The 11791-nt window shown below is 68.7% G+C and carries 10 protein-coding genes; 3 read left to right on the forward strand and 7 right to left on the reverse strand.

What is annotated here, in order from left to right:
* Positions 1-20 precede the first annotated feature (20 nt).
* Together Sp245p_RS28160 and Sp245p_RS28165 are read right to left on the reverse strand one after the other, a co-directional pair.
* Positions 21-473 carry a c-type cytochrome gene (locus Sp245p_RS28160; RefSeq protein WP_082188271.1) on the reverse strand — a complete coding sequence of 151 codons (453 nt, stop codon included), beginning with the start codon at positions 471-473 and terminating at the stop codon, positions 21-23.
* Between the two features lie 100 nt (positions 474-573).
* Entirely contained in the window at positions 574-2457 is a 1884-nt protein-coding gene (locus Sp245p_RS28165) for a methanol/ethanol family PQQ-dependent dehydrogenase (protein WP_014242246.1), read from the reverse strand.
* 479 nt (positions 2458-2936) lie between these two features.
* Between Sp245p_RS28165 and Sp245p_RS28170 the strand changes: the two genes are divergently transcribed.
* Together Sp245p_RS28170 and Sp245p_RS28175 are read left to right on the forward strand one after the other, a co-directional pair.
* Positions 2937-3131, forward strand: a complete 195-nt coding sequence (locus tag Sp245p_RS28170; RefSeq protein WP_014242248.1) for a hypothetical protein — start codon at positions 2937-2939, stop codon at positions 3129-3131.
* Between the two features lie 327 nt (positions 3132-3458).
* Positions 3459-3677 (forward strand): hypothetical protein, encoded by a 219-nt coding sequence (locus tag Sp245p_RS28175; RefSeq protein ID WP_041813178.1) that lies wholly within the window; start codon positions 3459-3461, stop codon positions 3675-3677.
* Positions 3678-3707: 30 nt separating this feature from the next.
* Here the strand turns inward: Sp245p_RS28175 and Sp245p_RS28180 are convergent, their stop codons facing one another.
* Both Sp245p_RS28180 and Sp245p_RS28185 read right to left on the reverse strand, forming a co-directional pair.
* Complete coding sequence (locus tag Sp245p_RS28180; protein ID WP_014242252.1) at positions 3708-5111, reverse strand: UdgX family uracil-DNA binding protein; 1404 nt, start codon at positions 5109-5111, stop codon at positions 3708-3710.
* 2 nt (positions 5112-5113) lie between these two features.
* Positions 5114-6328: a putative DNA modification/repair radical SAM protein gene (locus Sp245p_RS28185; protein WP_109139108.1), complete on the reverse strand. Its 1215-nt coding sequence runs from the start codon at positions 6326-6328 to the stop codon at positions 5114-5116.
* A 147-nt stretch (positions 6329-6475) separates the two neighbouring features.
* Here Sp245p_RS28185 and Sp245p_RS28190 point away from each other — a divergent pair, with 147 nt between their 5' ends.
* Positions 6476-7528 carry a serine hydrolase domain-containing protein gene (locus Sp245p_RS28190; RefSeq protein ID WP_014242255.1) on the forward strand — a complete coding sequence of 351 codons (1053 nt, stop codon included), beginning with the start codon at positions 6476-6478 and terminating at the stop codon, positions 7526-7528.
* 12 nt (positions 7529-7540) lie between these two features.
* Here the strand turns inward: Sp245p_RS28190 and Sp245p_RS28195 are convergent, their stop codons facing one another.
* The 3 genes from Sp245p_RS28195 to Sp245p_RS28205 all read right to left on the reverse strand — a co-directional run bounded on the left by Sp245p_RS28195 (position 7541) and on the right by Sp245p_RS28205 (position 11693).
* Complete coding sequence (locus Sp245p_RS28195) at positions 7541-10081, reverse strand: ABC transporter permease (RefSeq protein WP_109139109.1); 2541 nt, start codon at positions 10079-10081, stop codon at positions 7541-7543.
* 143 nt (positions 10082-10224) lie between these two features.
* Entirely contained in the window at positions 10225-10779 is a 555-nt protein-coding gene (locus Sp245p_RS28200) for a thioesterase family protein (RefSeq protein WP_014242258.1), read from the reverse strand.
* The gene (locus Sp245p_RS28205; RefSeq protein WP_109139110.1) at positions 10776-11693 is read right to left on the reverse strand and encodes a LysR substrate-binding domain-containing protein; all 918 of its coding nucleotides are present in this window, start codon (positions 11691-11693) and stop codon (positions 10776-10778) included. Before Sp245p_RS28205 ends, Sp245p_RS28200 begins: the two co-directional genes overlap by 4 nt.
* Positions 11694-11791: the final 98 nt, after the last annotated feature.

Consider the following 11791-nt stretch of genomic DNA (forward strand, 5'->3'; position numbering starts at 1 on the left):
AAGGGTCTCCCTCCGCCGGATCAGCCGCCGATGCGTTGCGGGCGTCCGCCGGGCAGCGCGCCGTCGGCCCGCGCCTTCAGGTAGCGGTAGATGTCGTCCAGATGATCCATGATGTTCGGGTCGAGGCCGAAGGAGGGCATCACCTTGTCGCCGGTGGCGCCCTGGTTCTGGCGGCCGTTGACCACGACCTCCTTGAACTCGTCGTAGCTGAGGCGTTTGAGCGAGTCCGCGAGGCTGGGGGCGAAGGACGACCCCGACGCGTCGAAGCCGTGGCAGGTGTGGCAGGTCGCGTGGAAGCGGCGGTAGCCGTTGTAGGTTCCCTTGTCCACCTGACCGTCCTTGACGATGTAGGTCGGTGTCCCGTCGGGGGTCGTCGGCGCGTCCTGCGCCAGGGCGGCGAAACAGGCGACGGTGCCCACCGTCAGCGCACCGGTCAGCAAGCCAAGTCTGCGTTGCACAAATCTGCGTTTCATGGATGTCGAGATCCTCGCCCGGAAGCCGGGTCCCAGTAAATGCCGAAGGCTCTAAAGCAAAACCCCCGGTGCGTTGCGGCACCGGGGGCAGGTCTGCCGATCACTTCTGGTCGGGAACGTGGAACACCGTCAGGACGCCGCCGAGCTGGGTGTATTCGCCCAGCGACTGGTGGGCGCCGACCGCGCCGAGGCCGGCGGTCGCCACTCCCCCGCCCTCGGTGTGGCCGGGATGGACGGCGTTGTGCCACGCCTGCGCCCCGGCCTCCTGGGTCAGGCCCGCGGCGAGGCCGATGCCGGCCCAGCCGCCGACGCCCGACAGGACGGCCACATACTGCTTGCCGTTGTGGGTGTAGGTGTTGATGTTGCCGATGATGCCGGACGGAGTCTTGAACCGCCACAGCTCCTTGCCGTCCTTCATGTCGACGGCGACGAGGTAACCTTCCAGCGTCCCGTAATAGGCGACGCCGCCCTTGGTGGACAAAGCGCCGCTCCACACCGCGAAGCGCTCCGGCCGCGACCAGACGATCTTCCCGGCCGCCGCGTCCCAGGCGATGAAGTTGCCCATGCCGCCGTGCGAATTCGGCGTCGGGTACATGGACACGGTCGAGCCGACATAGGCCTGCCCCGCCGTGTAGGAGACGGAGAACGGCTCATAGTCCATGCAGATGTGGTTGGTCGGGACGTAGAACAGGCCGGTGTCCGGCGAGAAGGAGGCCGGCTGCTGGTCCTTGCTGCCCAGCGCCGCCGGGCAGACGGCCGCGGTGTTCTTGTCCTCGCCGTTGGCAAAGGTGCTGTATTTGTCGACGACGTTCGGCCGTCCGGTCTTCATGTCGACGTCGGTCGCCCAGTTGACCGTCGGGTCGAATTTCTGCGCGACGAGCAACTCGCCGGTCGCCCGGTCCAGGGTGTAGGCGAAGCCGTTGCGGTCGAAGTTGACCAGAACCTTGCGCTGCTGGCCGTTCATGTTGATGTCGGCGAGGATGTTCTCGTTGACGCCGTCGAAGTCCCATTCGTCGAAGGGCGTCTTCTGGTAGACCCACTTCGCCTCACCGGTGTCGGGATCGCGGGCGAAGATGGTCATCGACCATTTGTTGTCACTCTTGGCCCGATCCTTGTCGACGGCCCGCTGCGTCGGGTTCCAGGTGCCGGGGTTGCCGGTGCCGTAATAGATCAGGTTGAGCGCCGGGTCGTAGGTGTACCAGCCCCAGGTGGTTCCGCCGCCGCGCTTCCATTCCTCCCCCGGCCATGTCGAGACGCCGAGATCCTTCTGCCCGATCGGCTTGCCCATCATCATCGTCTTCGACGGGTCGATCTTCACGTCGGCGTCGGGACCGGTCGAGAAGGCCCGCCACACCATCTTGCCGCTGTTCGTGTCATAGGCCGTCAGATGCCCGCGCACGCCGAACTCGCCGCCGCTGATGCCGACGAAGACCTTGTCCTTGACCACCAGCGGGGCCGCCGTCAGGGTCTCGCCCTTGGTGTGGTCGCCGTTCTTGGCCTTCCAGACCTCCTTGCCGGTCTTGGCGTCGAGCGCCACCAGCGTGTTGTCCGCCTGCGCCAGGAAGACCTTGCCGTCGGCGACCGCGACGCCGCGGTTGACGGTGTCGCAGCACATCACCGGAATGACGGTCGGGTCCTGGACCGATTCATATTTCCAGATGACCCGCCCCGGGTTGTTGAGATCCAGCGCGAAGACCTTGTTGGGGAACGGCGTGTGAATGTACATCACGTCGCCGACGACGATCGGCCCGCCTTCATGGCCGCGCAGAACCCCGGTCGAGAACGACCACGCCACCTGGAGATTCTTGACGTTGTTGGTGGTGATCTGGTCGAGCGGGCTGTACCGCTGCCCGGCATAGTTGCCGAGCTGGGACGCCCAGTTGTTGGGGTTCGCTTCATTCTTGAGAATACTGTCGTTCGCAGAAACCGAGCCGGCTGCGACGACAGCGACAGACGCCAGAAGCCAGCGAGACAATACCTTCATGACGATCCCTCCCGTGATGGCGCTTATTGTTTACCCAAAAACCAATGGGCTTCTTGCTTATGAGCACAGCGCTGAGTGCAAAAGGGCGTTGTCGCGCGGATGTTGTCGAGCGGTATGTTCGGTTCTGAATTCAATATTCAGAAAAGCTGACGCCAAATTGGTACTTAATGCTATATTGGGACCATCTTCTCGTCAAGGCTCTGCCGAATAGAAAACGTCAAACAATCGCCTTGTGCCAGATTTATCCGGGACCGACCGCAAATTGGGAGTAAGTGGATAATCCTTCAAAACAAGATTTTGTAATTTATTTATTTGCAGTTTTGAACGCGAATTTTGTGCAGGGCAGCAATATTTGCTGCAAAGCAGCGTGGCCCGATCCGTGACGCCGGCTGTTGATGCATGCGTTCCGGCCTTCGTCCGCCTTGGCGGAAGCGCCGAAGGCGCCGGCTCATCGAGCTTTCGTACAGGAAACGCGAACCATGTTTGAACTGGTTCTGGTGATTTGTCTGGCCGTGCGGCCGGACCACTGCGCCGTCGAGCGTCCACTCTCCTTCGAACGGTACCCGACCGCGGTCGAATGCACGCACAACAGCTACGTCCACGTCGTGCATTGGCTCATGGAACATCCCAACTGGAACGTCCGCCAATGGCGGTGCGAGCAGCCCGGGGCCTGACGCCAGCGCCGGTTGCTTCAAGGATAGAACACACGTCACTCAACGTTCCGTTGACCTGCGGCGCGCCGACTCCAGACTTGCGCGAAGGCTTCTCTGGACCTTGCGGCCCGTTCCGTTTCATCCGCTGCACCAACAGCTTTGCAAACTCCCAACGTTTAGGCATTGGTTAACCTTCGATGCCTAATGATTCGGCGCCCTGTGGTTTGGCTCATTTCCGAGCAGCCGGAATCGCGCAATCCTGTCCTCGTCCTGGGCATGGCATGCGGCTTGCTCTCGCTGATCCACACGATGTTGGCACAGCCGTGCCGTTGCGTTTTGGAGCGCCCGATGTTTGTTACCCTGTCGATGATCTTCTGCCTGGCGTCCGACCCGACCCAGTGCCAGACCATCAACCCGATGGTTCCCGACACCGAACCCCTGACCATGTCGAGCTGCCCGATCGCCGGTCAGATCGAGAGCGCCAAGTGGATCAACGACCACCCGAAGTACGAGCTTCAGCGCATCCAATGCACGGTGGGCAAGCGGTTCAAGCAGCAGGGCGTGTGAGGGTTTGGCAGGGGACGGTCGGGTGCCGCCTCACGCCAGCGCCGCGGCCCGTCGCAGGTCGGCCACGAACTCCGCCTGGGCCCGCCGCCGCTCCTCGTCTCCGGGAAGCCTCAGCAGGTAGGAGGGGTGGACGGTGACGAAGCCGTCCCACCCGTCGAAGGCCATCGGACCCCGCTCGCGCAGCACCGCGACGGGCCGGCCGCTCAGCGCCAGGGCCGCGGTGGCTCCCAGCGCGACGACGAGGCGGGGGCGGACGAAGCCCAGTTCCGTCATCAGCCACCAGCGGTAATGCTTGACCTCGCCGGCGGTGGGGGACTGGTGGATGCGCCGCTTGCCGCGCTGGACGAATTTGAAATGTTTGACGGCGTTGGTCAGGTAGAGGCTGCCGCGGTCGATGCCGGCCTCCTCCAGCGCGGCGGTCAGCAGCTGGCCGGCGGGGCCGACGAAGGGGCGGGCCTCGCGGTCCTCCTGGTCGCCGGGCTGCTCGCCGACGATGGCGATGGCCGCACCCTCAGGCCCCTCGCCCAGCACCGCCTGCGTCGCGCCCGGCACCAGCGGTTCGGAGCGCTGGATCAGGCGGTTCAAGTCGGCGAGGCTTTCCGGGGCCTGCCGGGCCATCGCCGCCACGGCCTTTTCGGGCGTGCGGCGGCGCGGGATGGCGGCCTCCGCCTCCAGCATCGCCTGGACGCGGGCGGGGGCGGAGCGGACCATGGCCGGGATAGCCGCCGTCTCCGGCATGTTGACCCAGTATTTCCGCGGCATCTCCGCCCGCATGGCCGTCGGGTTGACCCGCGCCGGGTTGAAGGTGCTCTCGTAATAGCGCAGCCAGCCCTCGGCGAAGCGGTCGTCGGCCAAGGAGTCCGGACGTTCTGCGGGCGGGCCGGTCATCAGGTGTTGGCGGTCCCAGTGCAACGAGCCTTTCGGCGTCAGGATCGTCCACACCATGCTTTCGAAACGCTCGACGAAGAAGGGAGCGACCGCCTCGACGATGTGATGGTCGGGCTCGAACCACGCGACGTAACGCTCTCCGCCGTCCGGGTCCGGTAGGGCGCGGAAGCGCAGGAAGGCGTGCATTTTGTGGATGTCCCGGCGCACCGCCTTGTCGAGCCGCTCCAGCCGGTGCACCAGCGGGTCGGCGTGCTGGTCGAGCAGCGCCCTCTCCCCGTTCAGCACCCGCCAGACCAGCCGGTGCAGCAGGGCGTAGCGTTCCGGATCGCCGTGGCAGACGACGGTTTCGATCAGTTGCCCGACCGCATGGGGCAGGAAGAGCGGCAGGCCGTTTTCGGAAGCGGGCGCCGCATCGTCGCCAAACAGCGACGGCGCGCCGACGCTCCACAGCACCGTGTCGGGTTCCGTCCGAGAGGCGGCGAGGCGGCGCACCGCCCGGCGGAAGCCGTCGAGGTCGGCACCCTCCCGCAAGGTGATCGTGTGCATCGTCAGAACAGGCTCAGCTGGCTGGACGGCGTGACCAAGCGCTGGCGCAGGTCCAGCCGGTCGGTCAGCCCGCCCACGGGATGGTAGTCGGCGGCGATCAGGAAGGGGCGGGCCCGCCGCAGCCCGCTCGAGAGCCGTCCCAGATCCTCCATGCGCAGGCGGGTGTGGCGGCGCGCCGACAGGATCTTGTCGACGGCGCGCGCACCCAGCCCCGGCACCCGCAACAGCATCTCGCGGTCGGCGCGGTTGACGTCGACCGGGAAGCGCTCCCGGTTCTTCAGCGCCCAGGCCAGCTTGGGGTCGATGCCGAGGTCGAGCATCCCACCCTCGCCGCCGGACGCGATCTCCTCCACCGTGAAGCCGTAGTAGCGCAGCAGCCAGTCGGCCTGGTACAGCCGGTTCTCCCGTTGCAGCGGCGGCGGCTTGACCGGCAGCACCGAACTGGCCTCCGGGATCGGGCTGAAGGCGGAATAATAGACGCGGCGCAGCCCGTAGCGCTGATAGAGCGTGCCGCTGGTCTCCAGGACCGAGCGGTCGGTGGCGTCGTCGGCGCCGACGATCAATTGGGTGCTCTGCCCGGCGGGGGAGAAGCGGCGGCGCTCCTCCTTGGCCTCGACGATGCGCTCGTTGACCTGTCCCATCACCGCCTTGATGGTGCCGCCGTTCTTCTCCGGCGCGAAGGCCTTCAGGCTGTGGTCGGATGGCAGTTCGAGGTTGATCGACAGGCGGTCGGCCCACAGCCCGGCCTGCTCGATCAGCCAGGGGCTGGCTTCGGGGATGGTTTTCAGGTGGATGTAGCCGGCGAAGCCGTGGTCGCGCCGCAGGGTCCGCGCCACCAGCATCATCTGCTCCATCGTGTGGTCCGGCGAGCGGATGATGCCGGAGGACAGGAACAGCCCCTCGATGCAGTTGCGCTTGTAGAAGCCCAGCGTCAGCTCCACCACCTCCGCCACCGTGAAGCGGGCGCGGCGGACGTTGGAGGAGCGCCGGTTGATGCAATACACACAGTCGAACAGGCAGTGGTTGGTCAGCAGGATCTTCAGGAGCGAGACGCAGCGCCCGTCCGGCGTGTAGGCGTGGCAGATGCCGGCACCGGTCGTCGAGCCCAGCCCCTCCTTGCCGCCGCTGCGCGGCTTGGCGCCGGACGAGGCGCAGGAGGCGTCGTATTTCGCCGCGTCGGCCAGAATGCCGAGCTTCTCGATCAAGGCGTCGTCCATCGTCCCATCCCACGCTGCTTGTGTGTTCTTAATATGTTCTCATGAGGTGTGGAGGCAAGCGGCGTGTGCGGCACTGGGTGGGACAAAGTCCGATCAGGGTCTCTGTGGCAATCTTGGATGGCAGCGAAGCGGGACCACATATCCGGGATGACCAGAAATCCGCCGCTCCGGCTCGGCCGCCGCACCGTCCTTACCGCCACCGTCGCGTCCCTTGGCTGCGTCTTGACCCGCCCGCTGCTTGCCGCTCAACCGGGGGTCGCGTTCGATCCGGTGCTGCTGGACCGCGCGATCAAGCGGGCGGCCGGGCTCGACCAGATCCACGCGCTGGTCATTGGGCGGAACGGGGCGGTGGTGTCGGCGGAAGCCTTCCGCGGACCGGCGGTGAACCGCGCGGTCAACGTGAAGTCGGTGTCCAAGACCATCGCCGCCTCGCTCGCCGGCATCGCCATCGACCGCGGCGTTCTGCGTGGCGTCGATGTGCCGTTGGCCGAGGCGGCGCCGGGACTGGTTCCGGCGGCCGTCGATCCGCGGGTACGGCGGATCACCATCGCCGACCTTCTGACCATGCAGGCCGGTCTGGAACCGACCTCCGGGCCGGGCTACGGCCGCTGGATCAACAGCCGCAACTGGGTCGTCGACGCGCTGCGCCGTCCCTTCGTCACCGAGCCGGGCGCGCGGATGCTTTACTCGACCGGGAGCTACCATCTGCTGGGCGCGGCGCTGTCCAGCGCGTCGGGGCGCAGCCTTCTGGACTTGGCGCGGGAGTGGCTGGGTGAGCCGCTGGGCATCGACGTGCCGTCCTGGACGCGCGACCCGCAGGGCTTCTACCTCGGCGGCAACAACATGGCGCTGTCGCCGCTCGACCTCTTTCGCTTCGGCGAGTTGTGGCGGCAAGGCGGCCTGTGGAACGGACGGCCGGTCATCAGTGCCGCTTGGGTGGAGGCGTCGTGGGTGCCGCGCACGCGCTCCCCCTTCTCCGGCGACGACTACGGGTACGGCTGGTTCCTCGCCACGGCGAAGGGGCACCGCGTCGCCTACGCGCGCGGCTATGGCGGTCAGATGCTCTATCTGGTGCCCGGGCTGGGGCTGACCGTCGTCGTCACCTCCGACCCCGGCCGGCCGGCGCGGTCGGACGGCCATGTCGGCCTTCTCAACGCCCTGCTGACCGACGCGATCATCCCGGCGGCGGAAATGGCCTGACCGGCCGGTGGGTCAGGCGGACAGCGCATCGCTGCGCAGCCGCCGCATCACGTCCCGTCGCGGCAGCCAAGCCACCAGCACGGCTCCGACCGCCGCCATCGTGGTGACGGTGCCGAGGAAGGCGGCCAGGGGAACAGCGCCTCCGGGGAGGGGCGCGCCGTCGGCAAGGCTGGCGACCACCGCTGCGCCGCCGGCCCAGCCGAGCGGAACCGCGACCGCGGCGACCGCGGCCCCCAGGAGGACGAATTCCAGCACCACCGCCTGGACCATCGAACGTCGCCCGATTCCGAGGGCGTGCAGGATCGCCATGTCCTGAAGGCGCCGCCGGGCGCTGCTGGCGATGGCGCCGAGAAGGACCACGGCCGCCGCGCCGAGAGCGACGGCGGACAGGCCGTCGAGAAGCCCGCGCACGGTCTGGACGGTCGAGCCGAGCGTGTCCAGAACCTCCGCCACGCGGATCGTGGGGGCTTGCGGAATTGCCTGCGTCACCGCCGCCTCAACCGCCGGAACCGCTTCGGGCGAGGACCAGACGGCGGTGACGAGGCTGTGCGGCGGCGGTTCGGGGAAGGGGGAGAGGAGAACCGGAAAATCCAGGTCGAGCCGCGTCCAGTCGATGCGCCGGAGGTTGGCGACCGTCGCGGTCAGTGGGCCGCTCGCCAGGGCCAGCGTGAGGCTGTCTCCCACCGCCAGCCCCAACCGGCGGGCGACCTGCGCGTCCAGCGAGGCGAGCGGCGGGCCGGTATAGCCCTCGGGCCACCAACTCCCCGCGACGATCCGGTCGGTAGCGGCGGGGCGGTCGCGCCAGGACAGTCCACGGTCGCCGCGCACCGCCCAGCCGACGGAGCGCGGGGCGTCCGCCTCGGTGATGGCGATGCCGTCGAGGCGGCTGATCCGGGCGTGCAGAAAGGGCGCCGTCTCGACCCGCCCGACGCCGGGCAGGGCGGACAGGCGCTCGCTCAAGCCGATGCCGTCCGGCGGGGGAACGTTCAGCGCGACGACGGAGGGCGTCTGCGTCGGCAGTGTCGCCGCGACATGGCTGGTGGCCGACCGTCCGACCACGCCGACCGCCACCAGCAGGGTCAGGCCGATGCCCAGCGCGACGGCCACCGGGACCGTCGGCGCGCCGGGCCGACCGAGGTTGGCGACGGCCAGCCGGACCACCGGTCGCCGTCCGCGCGCCAGCCGGCGTGCCATACTGGCGAGCCCGCGCCCCAGCAGCGCGAAGCCTGCCGCCACCAGCCCGGCGAGGAGCAGGAAGCCGGCGACCGCGAGTGGCATGCCCGTCCAGGCGGCGAGCAGACTGGCGAGCGCCAGCCCGAGCAGCACGACGGCGCCACGGGTCCGCCAGCCCAAGGGCCGGGACAAGCCATCCACCGCCCCCCGCCAGATCGCGGCGGGGCTGGTCCCGGCGGCGCGGGCCAGCGGCGGCACGGCGCAGAGCAGCGCGGCCAGAAGCCCGACTGCCCCCGCCAGCAGCAAGGCCGCCGGATCGATGGCGCCGCCCGTCTCCGGCATCCAGTCGAGCGGCAGCGCCTTCACCGCCATGGCGGCCAGCACAGCGCCGGTCGTCACGCCGATGAGCAGCGCCACGCCGACCACCCCCAGAGTCTGCAGCAGGAAGGCGGTGAAGAGATGGCGTGGCGAACCGCCCAGCGCCTTCAGCGTCGCCAGGACCGGCAACCGCCGGACAAGGTGCGCCGACAGCGCCCGGCCGATGCCGACGCCGCTGATCAGCAGGATGGACAGGGACCCGAGAAGGAACAGCGCACGGGCGAGCTGCACGGTGCGGTCCACGCCCGGAATGCCGTGCGAGGCGTCGACGATCCGCCATCCGGCGTCGGGGAAGCGGTCTTCCAGATTGCGCAGGACGGCGTCGGATCGGACGGTTTCGGGCAGGACGAGGCGATAATACCAATAGACGGGCATCCCCGGCTCTGCGAGGCCTGTCGCGTCCAGCGCTTGGCGGTCGATGACGACGCGCGGACCGAGCGAGAAGGCGCGGAAGGCCCGATCCGGCTCATGCTCCAGAACGGCGCGGATCGCGACCTCGGCGGCCCCGAGCCGCAGCCGGTCGCCGACGTTCAGCGCCAGAGCGTCGAGCAGATCGGCGGACACCGCCGCACCCCACCGCTCGTCCCGCCGGGCCAGCGCGTCGGCCAGGGACAGGGTGCCGGATACTGCGGCCGTGCCAACCAGCGGATAACTTTCTTCGACCGCCTTCAACTCGACCAGGGTGCGGGCGCCGCCGGTCACCATCGAGGCGACGGGCCGCAGTTCCGCGGTCTCGCCGACCCTGCCCATCGTGTCGAGGACGGCCCTTTGCTCCGGCGTGGCCGGTGCGTGGAACAGGCGCAGGGAGAGGTCACCGCCGACCGCTTCGCGCGCGGTGGCCCGCATCCCCTCCAGCATGCCGCCGCTGAGCGAACCGACGGCGGCCATCATGGCCGTCCCCAGCGCCACCCCGAGGACGACGATCCAAAGTCCGGCGACGCCGCCCCGCAGGTCCCGCCAAGCCAGCCGCAACGCGATGCGCAGATGAGTCATGGCGGACATATCGTGAAGGTCCCGCCGGCCGGCAACCGGTTCCGTTGCCTACGACGTCCCTCTCCCGTCCCGGGAGAGGGAAGGGGCCCATGCGAAGCGTGGGAAGGGTGAGGGTGAAGCCGAGAATCAGCGCCCTGATCCTCGCACGACCCTCACCCGGCGCCTTCGGCGCCACCCTCTCCCGGGGCGGGAGAGGGATTGGGCGCCAGATGCAGCCGCCGCCGGTGGCGGGGCGGCAGGGGATGGGCGGATTGGACCGCCGCCAGGGCGCGCAGGCGCTCCGCCAGGGCGGGCGGGAAGGGCGTCACCTTGCGGGTGCCCAGATCGACGTGGATCGACAGTTGCTCCATGGTCGCGGCGACCGTTCCGTCGTCGGCCCGGCGGATCTCCAGCAGGCTCAGCAGCCGCTTGTCGTCGGCGTCGAGCAGCCGCAGGGCCACTTGCAAGGGCGTTCCGGCGCGCAGTTCCCGCCGGTAATGCACCGCCACGTCGACGACGAACAGGCCGAGCCCCTCGTCCCGCGTGTAGGTCTCGCCCAGCCCCCAATGCTCCATCAGGGCGTAGCCGACCTCGTCGAACAGGGCGACGTAGCGCACCATGTTCATGTGGCCGTAAAGGTCGATCCAGCTTTCGTCGACGGTGTGCACGCCGGACAGCAGGATGTCGGGCGGCAGGATGTCCGGCGGCAGGGCGTGGTCCTGGGTCATGGGGTGCCTTGGAGGGGGGAGGTCTGGTCCGGCGGGAACACGCCGCGCAGCCATTGCCGGATGGCCGATATGACCGGCGTGTTCCAGCGGTGGACTGGGGCGATGAAGTAATAGCCGCCGATGGTCACGTTGCTGTCGACCATCTCCACCAGCTCGCCGTTGGCCAGCGGCTCAGTCACCAGCAGGTCGCTGACCAGGGCCACCCCGCGCCCCAGCCGGGCCGCCTCGATGGTCAGGTGCGCCTGCCACAGCCGGGGGCCGCGCAGCCGGGGGATGTCGGCGATGCCGGCCTCTTCCAGCCAGGCTTCCCACATGCCGGTGGACTGCTCGTGGATCAGCGGCAGGCCGACGAGGTCGGAGGGCGTGCGCACGTCGGGGTAGCGCGCCTTGAACTCCGGGCTGGCGATGGCGAGGATGCGCGGCCGCGCGAACATTTCCGAGCGCAGCCCGTCGGCGACGGAGCCGCCGTCCTCCAGATACATGATCTCGGCGTCGGCCTCCTCCCGGCTGAAGTCGGGGCGGGTCGATGTCGGCTGCAGGATCACCTCCCGCCCGGTCAGCGCCTCCTCCAGCTCCGGCAGGCGGGCGAGCAGGCAGCGCGAGGCCAGCCCGGCGAGGCAGCAGATGTGCACCGCCTCCATCCCGCCGTTGCGCAGCTCGTTGCTGGCCTCGCCGATCAGGTCGAAGGCGCGGCGGAGCTGGGCGGCGTAGCGGATGCCCTCGCGGGTCAGGGACAGGCCGCGCCCCGACTTCGCCACCAGCTTCACCCCCACCGCCTGCTCCAGATTCTGGATGTGGCGCGACACCACCGTGTGGGACACCGCCAGCTCGTCGGCGGCGGCCCGCACCGTGCCCTGGCGGGCGAAGATGTCGAAAGCGCGGAGGGCGAGAAGGGGCGGAAGGCGGCGCGCCATGCGGACCTTTGGGCTGTGGACGGAAGCCGGGGCGAGGCTGGGTGCGATCCCGGCGGCAGTATGAAACATTTCCGCCAGCACCGCACGCGCCCCTTCGC

The sequence above is a fragment of the Azospirillum baldaniorum genome (assembly GCF_003119195.2).
GTDB lineage: Bacteria > Pseudomonadota > Alphaproteobacteria > Azospirillales > Azospirillaceae > Azospirillum > Azospirillum baldaniorum.

What these genes read in the sequence shown, in the direction of transcription:
- Sp245p_RS28160 (WP_082188271.1), bottom strand. Translation starts at nt 473, where the DNA reads ATGAAACGCAGATTTGTGCAACGCAGACTTGGCTTGCTGACCGGTGCG.
- Sp245p_RS28165 (WP_014242246.1), bottom strand. Translation starts at nt 2,457, where the DNA reads ATGAAGGTATTGTCTCGCTGGCTTCTGGCGTCTGTCGCTGTCGTCGCA.
- Sp245p_RS28170 (WP_014242248.1), top strand. Translation starts at nt 2,937, where the DNA reads ATGTTTGAACTGGTTCTGGTGATTTGTCTGGCCGTGCGGCCGGACCAC.
- Sp245p_RS28175 (WP_041813178.1), top strand. Translation starts at nt 3,459, where the DNA reads ATGTTTGTTACCCTGTCGATGATCTTCTGCCTGGCGTCCGACCCGACC.
- Sp245p_RS28180 (WP_014242252.1), bottom strand. Translation starts at nt 5,111, where the DNA reads ATGCACACGATCACCTTGCGGGAGGGTGCCGACCTCGACGGCTTCCGC.
- Sp245p_RS28185 (WP_109139108.1), bottom strand. Translation starts at nt 6,328, where the DNA reads ATGGACGACGCCTTGATCGAGAAGCTCGGCATTCTGGCCGACGCGGCG.
- Sp245p_RS28190 (WP_014242255.1), top strand. Translation starts at nt 6,476, where the DNA reads ATGACCAGAAATCCGCCGCTCCGGCTCGGCCGCCGCACCGTCCTTACC.
- Sp245p_RS28195 (WP_109139109.1), bottom strand. Translation starts at nt 10,081, where the DNA reads ATGTCCGCCATGACTCATCTGCGCATCGCGTTGCGGCTGGCTTGGCGG.
- Sp245p_RS28200 (WP_014242258.1), bottom strand. Translation starts at nt 10,779, where the DNA reads ATGACCCAGGACCACGCCCTGCCGCCGGACATCCTGCCGCCCGACATC.
- Sp245p_RS28205 (WP_109139110.1), bottom strand. Translation starts at nt 11,693, where the DNA reads ATGGCGCGCCGCCTTCCGCCCCTTCTCGCCCTCCGCGCTTTCGACATC.